Source organism: Microbispora hainanensis (assembly GCF_036186745.1).
Classification (GTDB): Bacteria; Actinomycetota; Actinomycetes; order Streptosporangiales; family Streptosporangiaceae; genus Microbispora.
On record NZ_CP108086.1, the window covers coordinates 6,623,847 to 6,642,144 of the forward strand.

The following is an 18,298-nucleotide window of genomic DNA, read 5'->3' on the forward strand; positions in this document are numbered from 1 at the left end:
TGACGAGCGCTGATCAGCAGCCGACCGGGCTCGACCCCAGCGCCACGTCGTCGTACCAGATGGTGTCGGAGTCGCTGCCGTAGCTCTCCCAGCCCAGGCGGAACGTCGTGGGCCGGGGCGCGGTGGAGCGGCGGAGCCACTGGGCGTCGATGTCGGTGGTCGGCGTGCCGTCCACCCGCAGGCCCGCGATCTCCTGGTCGTCCAGGTACGTACGCATGGACTGCTGCGTGGTGTCGATCTGGAAGCGCAGGCAGACCCAGCGGTTGACGGGCAGCGGGGAGCTCAGCGCGACGCCGGAGGGGCTCTGCTCGGGCAGCGTGGCGTCGTCGGACTCCCGGTTCCACTGGAGCGCGCCGTTCTGGCCGCCGATGCGCAGGTCCCTGCCGCCGTCCCTGGAGTCCGACATCGTGATCATCGAGACGTGGCCCGTGGGGAGCGCGGTCGTGTGGCGCACCCACATGCGGCCGTACACCACGGGCGCGATGCCGGAGACGTCCTTGGTGGTCGCGGCGAAGATGTGGTTGCAGTAGTTGCCGCCGCCGTTGATCCGCAGCGACTTGCCGCCGCTGTGCACGGTGGCGGTGTCGATCGTGGCGGTGCCGGTGCCCGAGCAGTTCGGGGTGGTCACCTGCCACTCACCCGACGGCGTGCCCGACTGGTCCTCGAAGCCGGTGCAGACGACCAGCCCGGTCCCCGAGCAGCCGGACGGCGTGGGCGTCACCGACGGGCTGGGCGAGGGAGACGGCGAAGGGGACGGCGACGGCGAGTGGTCCACCGTGGGCGACGGCGACGGCGACGGCGAGGGGGAAGGAGAGGGGGAAGGAGACGGGGACGGCGAGGGGGAAAGAGACGGAGACGGAGACGGGGACGGCGAGTGGTCCACGATCACCGACGGCGAGGGGGACGGGGAGGCGACGCCGCCGCACGGCACGCCGTTCAGCGACCAGTCGGAAGGCGTCGTGAGGCTGCTCGACCAGGTGCCCTGGAACCCGAAGTCGGCGACGCCGCCCGTCGCCAGCGAGCCGTTCCACGCGGCATTGGTCGCGGTCACGGTCGTGCCCGACTGGCTGACCTGGGCGCTCCAGGCGTTGGTGATCTGCTCGCCGGTGCCCGCCGTCCAGCGCAGCGTCCATCCGCTGACCGCCGGGCCGAGGTTGGTGAGCCGCACCGAGGCGGTGAAGCCGCCGGGCCACTGGTTGGTCGTGTAGTCCACACTGCAGACGGGAGCCGCGGTGGCGGTGCCGGGCACCAGCACGACCACCAGGCCGGCGACCAGCGCGGCCAGGGCCGCGACCACGCGCGCCACCGGAGAGCCCGGCAGGCCGCGGGCCGCGAGGCGATGCCCTCGGACGGGACGGAACTGCTTCATGCGTACCTCGATTTCTGCGCATCTGCTCGTTCGGCACGCCACCCCGCTCGCGCGCCGCGCCTCCTCACCGAGACGGGCGCCGGGCGAGCACCGGCGAACACGGGCAGGCGCGGGCACGCACGGACAGGCGAGGGTAGGCGCGCTCCCGCTCGGGGCCGCGGCCACTGGGACAGATGGGTCGCGACGCTGCGGCCCCCGGACGCAGATGTTTTCTCCGGGTCGCGGAACCGGTCAACGGACCCCGCCGCTCCCGGACCGGGCCCGCCCCGGCGGCGGCGACGCCCGCGCAGCTCAGGGGCACGACACGGGCCGCGGACGGCCGCGCCCGGGTGACGGCGCGAACTGAATCTTTCACCCTGGGCACCCGCGTGCCCGGGCCGCCCGGGTTGTTACGAGGGGACCGGTGCCCCGCGCGCCCGACTCTCGTAGTCTTCGCACTGAAACGCGCGAACGCAAAGGACAACCCCCAATGGCAGATACAGGGTCCTGGGTCGTCGTCGGGCTCGACAACGGCGGCACAAGCAACAACGCGACCGTTCTGGACGCCTCAGGGCGGTTCCTGGTGGACCGGCTGGTCGAGACCCCCAGCCTCGTGCGGGAGGGTCCCGAGGTCGCGGTCGAGCAGCTCCTGCTCGCCCTCGACAACGTGCTGGAGCTGACCGGCACGCCGCGCTCCGCCGTACGCGCTGTGGGCCTGGACACCCCGGGCCCGGCCAGCGCCGACGGGGTGATCTCCTCGAAGGGCGCGACCAACTTCGTCGATCCGGGCTGGTTCGGCTTCGACTTCCGGGGAGCCCTGGAGTCGCGGCTGGGGCTGCCGGTCGTCTACAACAACGACGGCAACGCCGCGGCGCTCTACTCCCACCACGTACGCTTCGGGCCGGACGCCTGGCAGCACTCGTCGGTGTCGGCGATCGTCGGCACCGGGCTCGGGGGCGGCGTCATCCAGTCGGGACACGTGGTGAAGGGCGCCGCCGGGATGGCCGGCGAGCTCGGCCACGTCCACATCCCGCTGCAGGGCCTGCTGGAGGACGGCCAGCCGCTCCCCGAGTGCAACTGCGGCTTCGTCGGGGACGCCGAGAGCGTCGCCTCGCTGACCGGCATCGAGAAGAACCTGCTGCCCTACTGGCTGACCCGCTTCCCCGACCACGAGCTGCACAAGGTCGAGCCCGTCGGGAAGGCCGCCAAGCTGCTGCGCGGCTACGCCGAGAACGGCGACCCGCTCGCGCTCAAGGTCTTCGAGCAGCAGGCCATGGCCATCGGCAGGCTGTTCACGATCGCGGCCAACTTCACCGACCCGGACGCGTACTTCCTGGGCGGCGGGGTGGTCGAGGCGGCCCCGCACTTCCGCGAGTGGTTCCTGGAGAAGGTCCGCGAGCACACCCTGCTGCGCGAGGAGCAGCGGCGGGTGGCCTCGGTGACGCTCGTCGAGGACCTCGACATGGCCGGCGCCCGGGGCGCGGCGCTCGCCGCCCTCGCCGAGATCGTCGGCCGCTGACACCTGTCCGCGGCCCGGCCCGGTCACGGCGGGTGATCTGGACGGATCACCCGCCAGGACGGGGTCCGGCGGACGGAACGTCCAGAGCGGGTTGCGAATCTCGTTCGGTTCGGCACGATGCGGACTCGTGAACGACACAGACCTGCTCAACGGCCGCCGCTTCGTCATGGTCAGCTCCACGGCCAGCGTGGTGGACGCCGACGCGCCGACCGAGTTCGCCTACGAGGAGTCGGGCGGCGTCATCTGGGGGCATTACACGGGCGACACCGTGGTCCACGGCCGGTTCGTCGGCACGCGGGACAGCGACCGCATCGAGCTGTCCTACGTCCACCTGCTGAAGACCGGCGAGCGCGCGAGCGGCCGCAGCGTCAGCCGCATCGAAACGGCCGAGGACGGCCGGCTGCGCCTGGTGGAGGAGTTCCAGTTCGAGGGCGACGACGCCACCCACGTCAGCGTCTGCGCCGAGGTGGCCTGACCCTACGTTTCGTCGCGCAGCGCGGCGCGGCCCTCGGCCGCGCCGACGAAGCGCATCTTGCCGAGCGGCAGCCCCTGCCCCTGCCCCTGGCCTGGCCCCGGCCCCTGCTCGGGCTCCGGGGAGGCCGAGGGCGTGGGCCGCCGCGCGGCGCCCCTGCCCCGGTCGCGCTCCCGGTCGCTCGGCAGCACGTACGGCCGCCTGAGCACCTCGTCGAGGATGAACACGGTCTCGGTGGCCTTGACGGCGGGGATGTTGGCCAGGCGTTCGGTGACCATCGCGTGCACCTCGGCCACGTCGGCCATCCGCACCTGGATCATGGCGTCGTGCTGGCCGGTGGTGATGGCGCAGTACTCCACCTCCGGCATCTGCGCGAGCTGGGCGCGGAACTGCCGCCACATCTGCTGGCGCACGGTCACGAAGATCAGCGCGACGATGCCGAGACCGGCCCGCTGGTGGTCGATCTCGGCCGTGAAGCGCTTGATCACACCGTCGGCGCGCAGCGCCTCGAAGCGTGTGTAGGCGTTGGCCCGGGAGATCCCCACGCGCTCGGCGAGCGCGGAGACCGAGACCCGCCCGTTCTCCCTGAGCACCTCGAGGATCTTCAGATGGGTGGCGTCCAGCTCCAGGCCGATGCCGATCCGTCCAGTGGCGCCGCCCCCGGACCCCGAGTTGCTTGACATTTCGGTCACCGCTTCATCCTCCGTGGGAGATTCGTCTCGGCTTGGCCGCACGAGCTGGACTTTCTGCCGGACAATCCTGGACGATCGGCGACCAAACGTCCATACGGCCAAGAGTTGGCCTGTTTTCGGAGGACACATAATGACGACCCGTTCGTGGCAGGTGAGGGCCGGCCTGCTCCCGGTTGTGCTCACCGGCGCCCTCGCCCTCGCGGCCTGCTCCGGCGGCGGCTCGTCCAGCAGCACCCCCAGCGGCGCCGCGGGCAAGACGCTCGTGATAGACACCTCGTTCGACCTCAAGACGGCGGACCCGGGACGGACCTACGAGCCGACCGGCCTGATCGTCGACAAGGCGACCTACGACACGCTTCTCACGTTCGACGGCTCCGACGTCACCAAGCCGGTGCCGTCGCTCGCCGAGTCGTACGAACTGTCGCCCGACGGCAAGACGCTCACGCTCAAGCTGCGGCAGGGCGCGAAGTTCGCCGACGGCTCCCCGGTGACCGCCGACGACGTGGTGTTCTCGCTCACCCGCGTGCGCGACATGAAGGGCACGCCGTCGTTCCTGCTCGACGGCGTGGAGATCGCCAAGACCGACGACTCGACCATCACGCTGACGTCGAAGACCTCCAACCCGGCGCTGCCGTACATCCTGCCCAACCCCGCCCTCGGCATCCTCAACTCGAAGGCGGCCAAGGAGCACGGGGCGACCGACGACCCGGGCGACAAGGCAGAGCAGTACCTCAACTCCACCTCGGCGGGCTCGGGGCCGTACACGATCGAGTCGTTCAACGTGAGCAGCCAGGTCGTGCTGAAGGCGAACGCGAACTACTGGGGCACGAAGAAGCCCTATTACGACAAGGTGGTCATCCGCAACGTCGAGTCGGCCACGCAGAAGCTCAACGTGCAGCGCGGCGACAGCCAGGTGGCGCTGAACCTGTCCGGCGACCAGGTGGCCGGCATCTCCGGCGGCCTGCAGGTCGACCGGACCACCTCGGCGTACGTGTTCTTCCTGCTCGCCAACCAGGACTCGGGCGTCAGCAAGGTCACCTCCAACCCCAAGTTCGTCGAGGCGGTGCGCAAGGGCATCGACTATCAGGGGCTGCTCGAGCTGGCCGGCGAGGGCTCGACGCAGGCATCGGGCATCATCCCGTCGATGTTCCTCGGCGCGCTGCCCGCCGACCAGGCGGCCACGCGCGACGTCGAGGGCGCCAAGGCGGCGCTCGCCGCGAGCGGCGTGACCGACCCCACGGTCAAGCTGGAGTATCCCAGCGAGCTGACCGTGAACGGCCTGTCCTTCCAGCCGCTGGCCGAGCGTATCCAGGCCAACCTCAAGGAGGTCGGCATCAACGTCGAGCTGACCCCCGCCCCGGTCACCACCGCCCTGGACAACTACCGCAACGGCAAGGAGGAGCTGGGCCTGTGGTACTGGGGCCCCGACTTCCCCGACCCCAGCAACTACCTGTCGTTCGCCCCGGGCAAGCTGGTCGGCCTGCGGGCCGGATGGAAGGCGGGCGCGGACAAGGACGTCGAGGCCGCCGCCGACAAGGCCGCCGCCGCGGTGAGCGACGACGACCGCAAGCAGGCGTACACCGACTTCCAGCAGAAGCTCAACGCGACCGGCCCGTTCATGCCGCTGATCCAGCCCGGCCAGAACATCGTGACGGCGGCGTCCGTCACCGGTGTGGCGTACCACCCCGTGTGGACGATCAATGTCGCCGACCTCGGCGCCAAGTAGACGCCGTACGGGGAACCGGGCGGTGCGCAGTCCGCTCGCCCGGTTCCTGGTGCGGCGCGTCCTCACGGCGGTGCTGCTGGCGCTGGGCATCACGCTGGTCACCTTCGTGCTGACCAACCTGGTGCCCGGCGACCCGGTCGCGGCCAACCTCGGCCAGCGGGCGCTCGGCGACCCGGCGATCGTGGCCCAGTGGCGCGCCGATCACGGCCTCGACCGGCCGCTGCCGCAGCAATACCTGCTGCACCTCGAAGGGCTGCTGCACGGCGACCTCGGGACGAGCCAGCAGAGCCACCGTCCGGTGCTCGACGACCTCTCCGAGGCGGTGCCGGCCACGCTGGAGCTGGCCGGGGCCGCGATCCTCGTCTCGCTGATCCTCGGCGTGGGATTCGGCGTGATCGCGGCGCTGCGTCGCGACCGGATCTCCGACCACGTGCTGCGGGTGCTCAGCCTCATCGGCATCTCGGTGCCGACGTTCTGGCTGGCGCTCGTGGCGTTCTACGTGTTCTTCTTCCGGCTCCAGATCACCCCGGGCAGCGGCCGCATCGATTCCGGGATGACCCCGCCGCCGCAGGTCACCGGCCTCTACACGGTCGACGCCCTGCTGTCCGGCCAGTGGGACGTGTTCTCCTCGGCGGTCGGCCACCTGGCCGCGCCGGCGCTCGTGCTGGCCCTCTACACGATCGGCCTGCTCACGCGGTTCACCCGCTCGGCCGTGCTGGAGGTGCTCGGGCAGGACTACGTGCGCGCCGCCCGCGCCAAGGGCCTGCCCGGCCGGGTGGTGCTGTTCCGCTATGTGCTGCGCCCCGCGCTGGTGCCGGTCATCACCGTGGCCGGCCTGGCGTTCGGCAGCCTGCTGTCCGGCACCGTGCTGGTGGAGGCCGTCTTCGCCTGGCCGGGCGTCGGCCAGTACGCCTACAAGAGCGCCACCACCCTCGACCTGCCCGCCGTCATGGGCGTCGGCCTCGTGGTGGGCGTGGTCTACCTCGTCATCAACCTGGTCGTCGACGTGCTGTACGGCGTCATCGACCCGAGAGTGAGGGTCTCGTGAAGCGCGCCGGCCTGTTCGCGCGCACCCGCGCGAGCCGGCTCCCGCAGGCGTGGCGGCGTCCGCTGGCGGTCGTCGGCACCGTCGTCGCGGTGGTCTGGATCGTGGTCGCGCTGGCCGCGCCGGTGCTCGCGCCGCACGACCCGCTGGCGCAGGAGCTGCCCCGGCTCGCACCGCCCGGCCCCGGCCACTGGCTCGGCACCGACCAGCTCGGCCGCGACATCCTCAGCCGGATCATGTACGGAGCACGGGTGTCCATCCCGCTGACGCTGCTGCTGGTGGCGCTGTCGGTGGTGATCGGGGGCCTGCTCGGCGCCTGCGCGGGCTATTTCGGCCGGTGGGTGGACGAGACGATCATGCGCCTGGCCGACCTCGTGTTCGCCTTCCCCACCGTCATCCTCGCGATGGTCGTCGCCGCCGCCCTGGGCGCGAGCCTCGGCAACGCGGTGCTCGCCGTGCTCGTCGTCGCCTGGCCGGCGTACGCGCGGGTCACCCGCGGCCTCGTGCTCGGCGTACGGGAGCGGGAGTTCGTGCTGAGCGGCAGGCTGCTGGGCTTTTCCGCCTGGCGGTCGCTGCGGGTGGACGTGCTGCCCAACGTCACCGGGCCCGTGCTGGTGCTCGCCACCCTCGACATCGGCACCGCGCTGCTGCTGCTGTCGGGCCTGTCGTTCCTCGGGCTCGGCGCCAAGCCGCCGTCGCCCGAGTGGGGCGCGATGGTCGCCGGAGGGGTGGAGGTCTTCGACAGCTGGTGGGTCGCGACGTTCCCCGGGCTCGCGATCCTCACGGTCGTCCTCGCGTTCAACTTCCTCGGCGACACGCTGCGCGACGCGCTCGACCCGCGTACCGCCCGGGCGATCAAGGAGCGTGCACTGTGACTGCCGCATCGAAGACGGCGGCACCGAAGAAGGCGGCGCTGACGATCGAAGGGCTGCGGGTCTCGATCGGCGGCCACGACGTCCTGCACGGCGTCGACCTGACCCTGGAGGCAGGCCGCGTGCACGGCCTCGCCGGCGAGAGCGGCTCGGGCAAGACCATGACCGGGCTCGCCGTGCTCGGCCTGCTCCCCCACGGCTCCCGCGCGTCGGGACGGATCGCCTTCGGCGGCCGTGACCTGCTGGAGATGCCCGCCCGCGAGCTCAACGAGGTGCGCGGCGCGAAGATCGCCATGGTCTTCCAGGACCCGGCGACCAGCCTGCACCCGATGCTGACGGTGGAGCGGCAGCTCACCGAGCACATGCGCCATCACCTGGGCGTCGGCAGGAAGGATGCGCGGGAGCGGGCCGCCGGTCTGCTCGCCAAGGTGCGCATCCCGGGCCCCGAGGAGGCGCTGAAGCGCTACCCGCACCAGTTCTCCGGCGGCATGCGGCAGCGCATCGCCATCGCCGTCGCGCTGGCCTGCGAGCCCGAGGTGCTCATCGCCGACGAGCCGACGACCGCGCTCGACGTCACCGTGCAGGCCGGGATCCTGCGCCTGCTGCGCGGCCTGTGCGACGACCTCGGCCTCGCCGTCCTGCTCGTCACCCATGACCTCGGCGTGATGTCGGCGGTGGCCGACGAGGTGAGCGTGATGAAGGACGGGCTGGTCGTGGAGACCGGCCCGCGCGGCCGGGTGCTCCGCGAGCCGAGCCACCCCTACACCCGTTCGCTGCTCGACGCCCTGCCCGTGCCGCCCGCGGAGGAGTCACGATGACCACCCCCCTGTTGTCCGTGGAGGACCTGGTCGTGGAGCACCGCACGCCGGGCCGCCCGGTCGTGCGAGCGGTGGCCGGGGCCAGCCTGCACGTCGCCGCCGGCGAGGTCGTCGGCCTGGTCGGCGAGTCCGGATGCGGCAAGTCCACCCTGGCCAGGGCTGTGTGCGGGCTGCACGGCGCGGCCTCCGGACGGATCCGCGTCGGCGGGCGGCCGGTGACGCCCCTCGGGCTGCGCCGCAGGGACCCCGCGCTCACCGGCGTGCAGATGGTGTTCCAGGATCCGTACTCCTCGCTGAACCCGCGCCGCCGCGTCGGCGCGCAGATCGCCGACGGGCTGCGGACCGCGGGCGACACCGCGGCCAGCCCCGCCGACCTGCTCGAACGGGTCGGGCTGCCGCGCGACTTCGCCGGCCGATATCCGCACGAGTTCTCCGGCGGGCAGCGGCAGCGCGTCGCGATCGCGCGGGCGCTCGCCGCCCGGCCGTCGCTGCTGATCGGGGACGAGCCGATCTCGGCACTGGACGCCTCCGCCCAGGCGCAGGTGGCCCGGCTGATGCGCGACCTCGCCGTGGAGTCCGGCGCGGGCCTGCTGTTCATCAGCCACGACCTGTCCGTCGTACGGCTGATCGCCGACCGGATCGCGGTCATGTACCTCGGCAAGGTGGTGGAGACCGGGCCGACCGCCGAGGTGTGGGCCGACCCCCGGCACCCGTACACGCGGGCGCTGCTCGCCGCGATCCCCTCCCCCGACGGCGCGGGCGTGCTGCCCGCCGAGCTGCCGGGGGACGTGCCCGACCCCGCCGATCCCCCGGCGGGCTGCCGGTTCCATCCCCGCTGCCCGCTGGCCATGGACGTGTGCCGGGAGAAGGAACCGGACTTCGGGCCGGTGGCCTGCTGGCTGCACGCGCCGGAGCCGTCCCCCGCGTCATGATCGACCCGCTCATGCTGGAGGACGTACGCGCGGGGATGACCGGGGCGGGGGTCGACGCCCTCGTGCTGCGGCCCTCCCCGGACTTCCGCTACCTGCGGGCGGGCCCGCCGGCGGGCGCGGACGGCGAGAGTTACCTCGTGGTGGCGCTCGACGGGCCGCCCGCCCAGGCCGGCGACCCCGCGCAGGCGGCGGCCCTCGTGCCGCCGTCGGCCCGCCGTGTGGCGGTGGACCCGCAGATGCCCGCCGCCGAGCTGTTCGCGCTGCGCCTCGACGCGGAGCTCGTGCTGGCCTCTGCCGTGCTCGCGCCGCTCCGCCTGCGCAAGCGGGCCGACGAGGTGGCCGCGATGCGGCACGCCGCCGCGGCGGCCGACGCCGTGCTGCTCGCCGCCCGCGAGCCGGCCTGGTTCGGCGCCACCGAGCTGGGGATGGCACGCAGGCTGCGGGCGATGCTCGCCGAGACCGGCTGCGAGGGAACGCCCTCCGTGCTCGTCGCGGCGGGCGAGCACTCCGCCGACCCGCGCCACCGGCCGTGCGAACGGGTGATCAACCCCGGCGACGCGCTGCTCGTCTCGATCGGCGGACGCTGGAACGGCTACTGCGCCGAGGTCGCCCGGGTCTTCGCGGTCGCCGAGCCGCCGGAGGACTTCGACGCCATGTATTCGGTCGTCCTCGCCGCGCAGCGGGCCGCCGTCGACCTCGTACGCCCCGGGGTGGCGTGCGCCGAGGCCGCGGCCGTCGCCCGCGAGGTCATCGACGGCAGCGGCTACGGCGACTACGCCGCCGCCCGCGCCGGCCGGGGCATCGGACTGAGCCCGGCCGAGGGGCCCTGGCTGGCGGCCGGGGAGAGGTTCGAGCCCGGGATGACCGTCTGCCTGGAGCCCGCCATCTATCTGCCCGAGCTCTTCGGCGCCCGCGTGGCCGACGTGGTCGTGTGCGGCGAGGACGGCCCGGAGCTGCTCAGCACCGGCTCCCGCGCGCTCCACGTCCTCGACCGGTAGACCGGCTCACCCGGGGGATCGCCGGGCGGGCCGTCAGACGGGGGGCTCGGGGTCGTACTGCATGTGCCGGCGCACCTCGCGGGCCCGGTCGGCCCCCGCGAGCCGTGCCACCAGGTGGAGCGCCATGTCGATGCCCGCCGACACCCCGGACGAGGTGACGACGTCGCCGTCGTCGACGAAGCGGTCCTCGCGACGGATGTCGATGGTCGGGTCGAGCTCGGCGAGCAGGTCGAGGGCGCCCCAGTGCGTGGTCGCCGGGCGGCCCGCCAGCAGCCCGGCCGCGGCGAAGACGAGCGACCCCGTGCAGACGCTGGTCATCAGCGGCACGCGTCCGCGCAGGTCCCGCACCCAGGCGAGGTGGTCGGGGTCCTTCAGCTGGGGACGGGTCCCCGCGCCGCCCGGGTGCAGGAAGACGTCCAGGTGACCGACGTCGGCCGCCGACCTGTCGGCGTGCAGCGTCAGCCCCTTCGACGCCCGTACGGCTCCCGCCTCGGGCGCGAAGGCGACGACCTCCGCCTCGTCGGGGCGCAGTTTCGCCCAAACGCCGAAGACCTCCCAGGGGCCCACCGCGTCGAGTTCCTCCACCTGGTCGAACAGCAAGATCCCAATCCGTGTCATGCCGCCATCCTCGCGCAGGGGGCGTACGGAGACGAAAGCACCGGCAAGACTGGGCAAATAGTCGCTATCAGCACCAGCAACCCCAGGAGGCTCGATAGAGGATAGAAAGGTCATTTTCCCGAAGCTCTCGCGGGTCGGGCAGCGATCCGCGTCGGGACACGTCATCGGGGAGGATCCATGACCACGACCGAGGCGACGCCGGGCACGAGCAGGGCGGGCACGACCACGACCGGCACGACCACGACCGGCACGACGACCGCCCGGGGCCGGACGACCCGCGCCCGGACGACGACCACGCGGCCCACGACCACGCGAACCACGCCCACTCCGGCTCCGCGCGCCGGCAAGAGCATGGAGATGAAAGAGGAGCACCGGCCCCAGCTGAACCTGAACCTGCCGTTCATGCGCGTTCAGTTCCGGGCGCCCGAGATGCACCTGCCGCACGTGGGCATGCCGCACATCAGCGGCCGCGACGTCGGGCACGCCATGGACGTCGCCCGCACGTTCCTGCCGCCGCCGGAGCGGATCATGTACTACGGCGGGCTCGGCGCGCTGGCCGCGCTCGGCATCCTGGAGTGGCCGGTGGCGGCGGCGATCGGCGCGGGCACGATGATCGCCCAGCGCGCCAGGGGACGGGAGCAGCGCTGGTCACCGTTCGGCACCGCACAGAAGGAGACCCGCGGGCGGACCACGCCGAGAACGGCTGCAACCGGGGCCGGAGCCATGCCGGAGCCGGCGACGCCGGCAGCCCGGACGGCCGGGCGGAGAAGCACCACGGCCAAGGGCGAGGCGAAGACTCCCGCCACCACCACCGCCCGGCGCACCAGGGCCGGCGCCAAGTAACGCGGGGCGCCTCGCGCGGTCCGCGCCCGCGGCACCGCGCGATCGGCGTGTGCTCGGCGCGCGCGATCATCGGCACGTTGTCACCGCACGATCGGACGCTGCGGCGCGCGCCCGAGGGACATGAGGCGGCATTCGGCGACATCCGTAGATATGCGGCGGCATCCGGCCGGACGGCCGGCGGGCGAGCAACAGGCGAGCGGTGCCGGCCGCTGCGCGGCGACCGGCACGGCCGACACGGGTCGGCCGGTGAACGATCCACGCGCGTGCCTTACCCGCGAACGCGAGGGACCCACGCGCCCGGCTGATCCGCATGCGCGATTGATCGGCGCATGGCCGACCACGGGTGACCGACCCGCGCCTGACCGACCCGCGCCTGACTGATCCTCGCGTGAGTCATGCCGCGCATGAGCGGTCCGCACCGCGACGGACCCGCGCTCAGAGGCACCGGCGCCTGAGCGATGCACGCGATGAGCGACCCGAGCGCGTGCATGATGGGGCACGCTCCGGGCCCTGTCGCGGCCCGCGCGGGGGCCGTATCACGCCCGGGACTTCATGGTCGGCTTCATGATCGGGGACAACGGCGGATGCGCGTGATCGGGACGTGTATCCGCAACGGTCATCGACCGTTCACCGAACGGTAACCTGAACTACGCCGTTTTGGGAGGTTGGTGCGTCACTCTTCCCTAGAAGCCGATTTGTCCTACCGAGGTGTGAAGTGTCTGAGTTCCTCGCCGCCGTACTCTCCCGGGCGGCCATCATGGTCCTGGAGGCGCTGCTCGTGCGTCTCTTCCAGGCTCTTCTGACGTCGACCTTCCGCATGCCGATGCCGCAGGCGGCCTGACCGGAGGCGTCCGCCATCGTCGCGGGCCGGCGCCGACCGGCCCGAAAACACGGGCCTTCCCCGGGACGACGCCCGTCGAGCCAGGCGAACAGCCCGGTGACCAACCCGGGGCGGACAGCCGGCGACCAGCCGGCGACCAGCCGACGATCAGACGACGATCAGACGACGATCAGACCGGCGAACAGCCGCTTGACTCGCCCCAAGCCGTCGCATCCCGCCGCCCGCCACCCCTGCGCTCGCGGATCGCTACGCTCCGCCACCTGCCGCTGCGTCCTGCCATCGGCCGAGCCCTGCCGACTGCTTCGCCCCGGTCGTCTGTTGCCGGGCTGCGATCGTCGCGCCAGGTGAACACCCGGTGAACGCGGAAGCCGGCCCCCCTTGGGGAGCCGGCCGTTCTCCACACCATCACGCACACCATCCGGCGGGGACGGGAGCGCCGGGAGATCATCCCCGGCTCGGCGGCCCCTCGCCCCCGGCGACGGTTGCCCACCCCTTCGTACGGGCCCCGTGGCGGCCTGTCGCCTCCAGCGGGATCGTCGCCCCGGCGCGGGTCAGTCCTTGATGGAGTCCTTCACCTTGCCGGCGGCGTCCTTGATCTTCTCGCCGGCCTGCTTCATGTGGCTCTCGGACTGGTCGGCCCGGCCCTCGGCCTCAAGGCTCTCGTTGTCGGTGACCTTGCCGAGCCCCTCCTTGGCCTTGCCGACGACCTCTTCCGACTTGTTGCGGAACTTGTCCTCCGTGCTCATCCGGACACTCCTCTCGGTTCCAGAAGCTGACCAACCCCCCTTTCCCCAGGTGAAGGGGCTAAACGCCGCACGGCGCGCCGCCGCCCACCCCGCAAACACAATCCCACCCAAACGGGAAAAAGTGACGAATCGGGCGTACGCTAGAAATAAGGACTACAGCACACACCTCTGAAGGGTGGTGTGACGTATGACACACGGTGCCGACATCGGGACGCATCCCGACATCATGCAGATGCGCGCTCGTTACGAGGCCGCCGCGGCGAATCCCGCCGCGCAGCTCGCCGATGGTCTCACGCTTCTGAGCGGTATGTATCTAGCGCTCTCACCGTGGATCGTCGGATTCAGCGGCACGCGGACTCCGCTTGCCGTGAACAACCTGATCACCGGCCTGGCCGTGGCGCTCCTGGCGATGGGGTACAGCTCGGCGTTCGGGCGCACCTACGGAATCTCCTGGGTCGCCCCGCTGCTCGGTATCTGGACCATCATCGCCCCCTGGGTGATCCGCGGAGGCATGGCGACCACGTCGACGATCGTCAGCAACGTGATCGTCGGCGCGCTCATCCTGCTCTTCGGCCTGGTGACCATGCGGTTCGGCATGATGGATCGCGGGCGGCCCGGCGGCTTCCGTACGGGATCGGCACATATGGGACCGGCCCACTGACCGGATCCCGAACCCCGGCGGCCTGCCCGCACCGGGCACCCGGCGCACAGGCGCGGCACCGCCGTCCCCGGGACGGCGGTGCCGCCGCGGCCGGCACGATGGCCGTCCTGTCACCGGCTCCCGTTACTCTCGTCTCGTCGGAGACGGAGAGGACGGTGACGGCGTGACGACAACGGCCCCCGTCGCGAGTCCGGTGGACTTCGCGACCTACGGCGACTACGGGATCAAGGCGGCGACGCGGCCGGACGGGTCGTTCGAGCGGCCCGTCTATCGGTTCCGCGACCGCGTGACGGCCGACGGAAGCAGCGGATATCCCGCCGAGCCCGGGCGATATCACCTGTACGTGTCGCTGGCCTGCCCGTGGGCCCACCGCTCGGTCATCGTCCGGGCGCTCCTCGGCCTAGAGGACGTCGTGTCGATGTCCGTGGTCGATCCCGTCCGCGACGGACGCGGGTGGGCGTTCCGCGAGGGCCCGGGCCACGGCCCCGACGAGCTCAACGGCTTCACGCTGCTGCGTGAGGCGTACGAGGCGACCGAGCCCGGCTACGACGGCCACGTGTCGGTGCCCGTGCTGTGGGACCGGCGCACCGGCCGGATCGTCAGCAACAACTTCCCCGACATCAGCCTCGACCTCGGCCAGGCGTTCGCGCGGTGGGCCAGGCCGGGCATCGACCTCTACCCGGAGGACCTCCGGGGTGACATCGACGCGCTCAACGAGCGCGTGTACGCCGACGTCAACAACGGCGTGTACAAGTGCGGCTTCGCCGAGAGCCAGGAGGCGTACGACACGGCCGTGACGACGTTGTTCGCGACGCTCGACGAGCTCGACGAGCGCCTCGCCGGCGGCCGTTACCTGTTCGGCGACCGGCTCACCGAGGCCGACGTCCGCCTGTGGGTCACGCTGGCCCGGTTCGACACGGTCTACGTGACCCACTTCAAGGCGAACATCCGCCGCCTGGCCGACTATCCCAACCTCTGGCGCTACGCCCGGGACCTCTACGCGAACCCGGCCTTCGGCGGCACGACGAACTTCGACCACATCAAGCGGCACTACTACGACACCCACCCGAAGATCAATCCATTTCGGATCGTGCCCGCGGGTCCGGTCATCGACTGGAGCCTGTAGCTCACGCGGAGGGCAGCGCCTCGCACAGCCGGTCGAGCTCGTCCTCGGTGTCGTAGTAGTGCACCGAGGACCGCACGAGCGGGGGCAGATGACGTCGAGCCCGAGGCTCAGCGCGTATTCGGCCGCCACGCCGAGGCCGATCTTGCCGGCCCGCCGGACGGTCCGCAGGAAGGCGATCGCGTTGCCGGCGTACTCGGCCTGCGAGGTGAGGATGCGGTCGCCCGGCTTCCACGGCAGGGAGTAGAAGGCCATGTCCCAGGCGCGGGTGGCGTTCTCGACGAGGGCGATCTCGTCGCGGTCCGCGCCGACGAGCCCGGCCACCGCATCGTAGGTCCGCTCCGACCGGTCGAGGGCGGCGGCGGCCGCCTCGTAGCAGCCGATGCGCTCCTCCAGGCGCAGGTGATCCACCACGGCGTCGGTCACCTGCGCGGCGGCAGGGACGATCCGGCGCTGTTGAGGTGGACGACATGCTCGCATCCCGGCGTGTCCGCCCGCACCTGTCCGACGTCGATGGCCATGTGCAGCCCCCAAAAGACAGCGGAAGCCCTATTCTGTCGGAGATGTTGGCCACTCCACAGGGAGTGATGATCTTCGGCCGACGGCCCGTGGCGCTGCGCGACCCGGGCGGGTGCGGACGTCGGGACGGGACCCGACCTCGGTTTCGTGAATCGTCCATCGCATAATGAGGTATGAGCACCTCCTCCCCTGCGGGCGGCTGGACGTTCCTCACCAACCACGCGCACGTCCTGCTCGCGGTGTCCCGCGATCCCGACGCGCGGTTGCGGGACGTCGCCGAGTCGGTCGGCATCACCGAACGGGCGGCGCAGGCGATCGTCTCGGACCTGGAGGCGGCGGGCTACCTGCGCCGGGAGCGCGTGGGACGGCGCAACCATTACACGATCAACCCGGAGGCCCCGTTCCGTCACCCGGTCGAGCGGCACCGCCACATCGGCGAGTTCCTCGAGCTGTTCGGGTCCACGGTTGACATACGAAGCTGATTTCCTGAATACTTCAACATAGTTCGAGGGGGAGTACCCGGCTTCCTCAGCGTCGTCATCACGGCCGCCGCACAGGGCGTCCCGGCGCGGAGGGTCATCGCTGGCGGTGGCACGGGGAGACCGTCGACCTGCCTAGCCCGCCCACGCGGCGGTGAGGAGGTTGACGATGTCCGTACCCCTGTGGGTCTGGGCCGCGGTCCTGGCGGTCATCCTCGCCATGCTCGCCGTGGACCTGTTCGCCCATCGCCGGGCCCACGTGGTGGGCGTCCGTGAGGCGCTGGGCTGGTCGGGCGTGTGGATCACGCTGGGACTCGGCTTCGGGGCCGTGGTCTGGCTCGTCTGGGGGCCCGAGGCGGGCGGGGAATACCTGGCCGGTTATCTCATCGAGAAATCCCTGGCCGTCGACAACGTCTTCGTGATCGCGCTGCTGTTCTCGTACTTCGCGGTCCCCCGCGAGCTGCAGCATCGCGTGCTGTTCTTCGGCGTGCTCGGCGCGCTGGTCTTCCGCGCGGGGTTCATCGGCGCGGGCGCCGTCCTGCTCGAACACTTCCACTGGATCCTGTACGCCTTCGGGGCGTTCCTGCTCTACACCGGCGTGAAGATGGCCAGGCACTCGGCGATCGAGGTGCACCCCGACCGCAACCTGGTGCTGCGCGCGATGCGCCGGATCGTCCCCGTCACCGGCTCCTACCAGGGCCAGCGGTTCCTCGTACGGCAGGACGCGGACGGGCGGACGGGCGGCCGGTGGGCCGCGACGCCGCTGCTGGCCGTCCTGGTCGCGGTGGAGACCAGCGACATCGTCTTCGCCGTCGATTCGATTCCGGCGATCTTCGCCGTGACGTCGGAGCCGTTCCTCGTCTTCACCTCCAACGCGTTCGCGATCCTGGGGCTGCGGGCGATGTACTTCCTGCTGGCCGGGGCCATGCACCGGTTCGGCTATCTGCGGTTCGGCCTCGCGGCGATCCTCGTGTTCGTCGGCGCGAAGATGCTCCTGGCGGACGTGTACAAGATCCCCGTGTGGCTGTCGCTCGTGGTCATCTGCGCCTGCCTCGTGGCCGCCGTGGGCGCGAGCGCGTACCGGAACCGCCGCGAGGAGCGCGCGGGGACGGATCCGGCCGTCCCGGATCGCCGTTAGCGGACGTCCCCCTTCCGTCACCGGCCTCATGCTGCCCGGACGGCAGGCCGTACGGCGCCTGAATCGATCTTCCGCTGCGGCGCGGGGATCTGTACTCTCCACACATGGCCGCGGCGGTGGAGGAGATGTCGACGGCGCCGGGGACGGCCGCATGATCGACGAGATCCTGCCCTCGTGGGTGGCGTCGGCCGAGAAGTTCGGCGACGTGCCGGAGGACACGCTGTTCCCGGAGGAGAGACCGCTCATCGCACGTGCCGTCGACCGGCGGCGGCGGGAGTTCGTCACCGGACGCCACTGCGCCCGGCTCGCGCTCGCCCGAATCGGCTTTGCGCCGGTGCCGATCCCGCGCGGCGAGCGAGGCGCCCCGATCTGGCCCGCAGGCACGGTCGGCAGCATCACGCACTGCTCGGGCTATCGCGCGGCGGCCGTCGCCTCCGCCGACGTCGCGCGCGCCGTCGGCATCGACGCGGAACCGCACGAACCCCTCCCGGACGGGGTCCTTCCCACGATCGCCTCCCCCGGGGAGATCGCCGCCCTCCGGGTGATGAGCGACGCGGACGGCGAGGTCTGCTGGGACCGGATCCTGTTCAGCGCCAAGGAGTCGGTCTACAAGGTGTGGTTCCCGCTGACCCGCCGCTGGCTCGACTTCTCCGAGGCGGTCGTGGACATCGAGCCCTCGGGCACGTTCCGCGCCCGGCTCCTGGCCGCGGACCCGGCCGTCGGGACGGACGTCCTGCCGGGCCGGTGGACGGTGCGCGGCGGGCACATCGCGACCTCCATCACCCTCCCCCGGCCCTGACGATCCCGCTATGAAGATACGGCTGTGACGACCTCGCTCTGACGACCCTGTTTTGACCACCCCGCTCTGACGACCCCGCTCTGACGACCCCGCTCTGACGACCCCGCTT

The 18,298-nt window shown here is 71.8% G+C and carries 19 protein-coding genes and 1 pseudogene; 15 read left to right on the plus strand and 5 right to left on the minus strand.

Features of this window, described 5'->3' with window-relative positions; translation table 11 throughout:
- Window positions 1-13 precede the first annotated feature (13 nt).
- Complete coding sequence (locus OHB01_RS30605) at window positions 14-1,369, minus strand: cellulose-binding domain-containing protein (RefSeq protein WP_142646922.1); 1,356 nt, start codon at window positions 1,367-1,369, stop codon at window positions 14-16.
- A 469-nt stretch (window positions 1,370-1,838) separates the two neighbouring features.
- Here OHB01_RS30605 and OHB01_RS30610 point away from each other — a divergent pair, with 469 nt between their 5' ends.
- Both OHB01_RS30610 and OHB01_RS30615 read left to right on the plus strand, forming a co-directional pair.
- The gene (locus OHB01_RS30610; RefSeq protein WP_142646921.1) at window positions 1,839-2,867 is read left to right on the plus strand and encodes an ROK family protein; all 1,029 of its coding nucleotides are present in this window, start codon (window positions 1,839-1,841) and stop codon (window positions 2,865-2,867) included.
- Window positions 2,868-2,994: 127 nt separating this feature from the next.
- Entirely contained in the window at window positions 2,995-3,342 is a 348-nt protein-coding gene (locus OHB01_RS30615) for a hypothetical protein (protein ID WP_142620331.1), read from the plus strand.
- A gap of 2 nt (window positions 3,343-3,344) precedes the next feature.
- On the opposite strand, the gene OHB01_RS30620 is transcribed toward OHB01_RS30615, so the two are convergent.
- A complete protein-coding gene (locus OHB01_RS30620) occupies window positions 3,345-4,022 on the minus strand; it encodes an Lrp/AsnC family transcriptional regulator (protein ID WP_205830081.1) in 678 nt (225 codons plus the stop codon).
- 139 nt (window positions 4,023-4,161) lie between these two features.
- Here OHB01_RS30620 and OHB01_RS30625 point away from each other — a divergent pair, with 139 nt between their 5' ends.
- From OHB01_RS30625 to OHB01_RS30650, 6 genes are read left to right on the plus strand one after another with little or no spacing between them, the layout of a single operon-like run.
- Window positions 4,162-5,757 carry an ABC transporter substrate-binding protein gene (locus tag OHB01_RS30625; RefSeq protein WP_142646919.1) on the plus strand — a complete coding sequence of 532 codons (1,596 nt, stop codon included), beginning with the start codon at window positions 4,162-4,164 and terminating at the stop codon, window positions 5,755-5,757.
- Between the two features lie 22 nt (window positions 5,758-5,779).
- Window positions 5,780-6,805, plus strand: coding sequence for an ABC transporter permease (locus tag OHB01_RS30630; protein WP_328854334.1), 1,026 nt, complete (start codon window positions 5,780-5,782; stop codon window positions 6,803-6,805).
- Complete coding sequence (locus tag OHB01_RS30635; RefSeq protein ID WP_260617183.1) at window positions 6,802-7,677, plus strand: ABC transporter permease; 876 nt, start codon at window positions 6,802-6,804, stop codon at window positions 7,675-7,677. The genes OHB01_RS30630 and OHB01_RS30635 overlap by 4 nt, the downstream gene beginning before the upstream one ends.
- Window positions 7,674-8,492: an ABC transporter ATP-binding protein gene (locus OHB01_RS30640; RefSeq protein WP_168065791.1), complete on the plus strand. Its 819-nt coding sequence runs from the start codon at window positions 7,674-7,676 to the stop codon at window positions 8,490-8,492. Before OHB01_RS30635 ends, OHB01_RS30640 begins: the two co-directional genes overlap by 4 nt.
- Window positions 8,489-9,424: an ABC transporter ATP-binding protein gene (locus OHB01_RS30645; protein WP_142646917.1), complete on the plus strand. Its 936-nt coding sequence runs from the start codon at window positions 8,489-8,491 to the stop codon at window positions 9,422-9,424. Before OHB01_RS30640 ends, OHB01_RS30645 begins: the two co-directional genes overlap by 4 nt.
- Window positions 9,421-10,422 (plus strand): M24 family metallopeptidase, encoded by a 1,002-nt coding sequence (locus tag OHB01_RS30650; RefSeq protein ID WP_240971243.1) that lies wholly within the window; start codon window positions 9,421-9,423, stop codon window positions 10,420-10,422. The genes OHB01_RS30645 and OHB01_RS30650 overlap by 4 nt, the downstream gene beginning before the upstream one ends.
- A 33-nt stretch (window positions 10,423-10,455) precedes the next feature.
- Here OHB01_RS30650 and OHB01_RS30655 read toward each other — a convergent pair whose 3' ends face one another.
- Window positions 10,456-11,040: a DJ-1/PfpI family protein gene (locus tag OHB01_RS30655; protein WP_147943340.1), complete on the minus strand. Its 585-nt coding sequence runs from the start codon at window positions 11,038-11,040 to the stop codon at window positions 10,456-10,458.
- Window positions 11,041-11,217: 177 nt separating this feature from the next.
- On the opposite strand from OHB01_RS30655, the gene OHB01_RS30660 reads away from it, so the two are divergent.
- Window positions 11,218-11,883: a hypothetical protein gene (locus OHB01_RS30660; RefSeq protein ID WP_142646915.1), complete on the plus strand. Its 666-nt coding sequence runs from the start codon at window positions 11,218-11,220 to the stop codon at window positions 11,881-11,883.
- A 715-nt stretch (window positions 11,884-12,598) separates the two neighbouring features.
- Entirely contained in the window at window positions 12,599-12,724 is a 126-nt protein-coding gene (locus OHB01_RS30665) for a hypothetical protein (RefSeq protein WP_260617182.1), read from the plus strand.
- A gap of 551 nt (window positions 12,725-13,275) precedes the next feature.
- Here the strand turns inward: OHB01_RS30665 and OHB01_RS30670 are convergent.
- A complete protein-coding gene (locus tag OHB01_RS30670) occupies window positions 13,276-13,470 on the minus strand; it encodes a CsbD family protein (protein ID WP_142646914.1) in 195 nt (64 codons plus the stop codon).
- Between the two features lie 187 nt (window positions 13,471-13,657).
- On the opposite strand from OHB01_RS30670, the gene OHB01_RS30675 reads away from it, so the two are divergent.
- Both OHB01_RS30675 and OHB01_RS30680 read left to right on the plus strand, forming a co-directional pair.
- The gene (locus tag OHB01_RS30675) at window positions 13,658-14,131 is read left to right on the plus strand and encodes an SPW repeat protein (RefSeq protein WP_142646913.1); all 474 of its coding nucleotides are present in this window, start codon (window positions 13,658-13,660) and stop codon (window positions 14,129-14,131) included.
- Window positions 14,132-14,294: 163 nt separating this feature from the next.
- Window positions 14,295-15,257 (plus strand): glutathione S-transferase family protein, encoded by a 963-nt coding sequence (locus tag OHB01_RS30680; protein ID WP_328709971.1) that lies wholly within the window; start codon window positions 14,295-14,297, stop codon window positions 15,255-15,257.
- 207 nt (window positions 15,258-15,464) lie between these two features.
- On the opposite strand, the pseudogene OHB01_RS30685 reads toward OHB01_RS30680, so the two are convergent.
- Window positions 15,465-15,680, minus strand: a pseudogene (locus OHB01_RS30685) (aminotransferase); the annotation flags it as partial.
- A 266-nt stretch (window positions 15,681-15,946) separates the two neighbouring features.
- Here OHB01_RS30685 and OHB01_RS30690 point away from each other — a divergent pair.
- From OHB01_RS30690 to OHB01_RS30700, 3 genes are all read left to right on the plus strand, one after another.
- A complete protein-coding gene (locus OHB01_RS30690; RefSeq protein ID WP_142646911.1) occupies window positions 15,947-16,255 on the plus strand; it encodes a helix-turn-helix transcriptional regulator in 309 nt (102 codons plus the stop codon).
- A 166-nt stretch (window positions 16,256-16,421) separates the two neighbouring features.
- Complete coding sequence (locus OHB01_RS30695; protein WP_142646910.1) at window positions 16,422-17,390, plus strand: TerC family protein; 969 nt, start codon at window positions 16,422-16,424, stop codon at window positions 17,388-17,390.
- A gap of 151 nt (window positions 17,391-17,541) precedes the next feature.
- Window positions 17,542-18,189, plus strand: a complete 648-nt coding sequence (locus tag OHB01_RS30700; RefSeq protein ID WP_142646909.1) for a 4'-phosphopantetheinyl transferase family protein — start codon at window positions 17,542-17,544, stop codon at window positions 18,187-18,189.
- Window positions 18,190-18,298 lie beyond the last annotated feature (109 nt).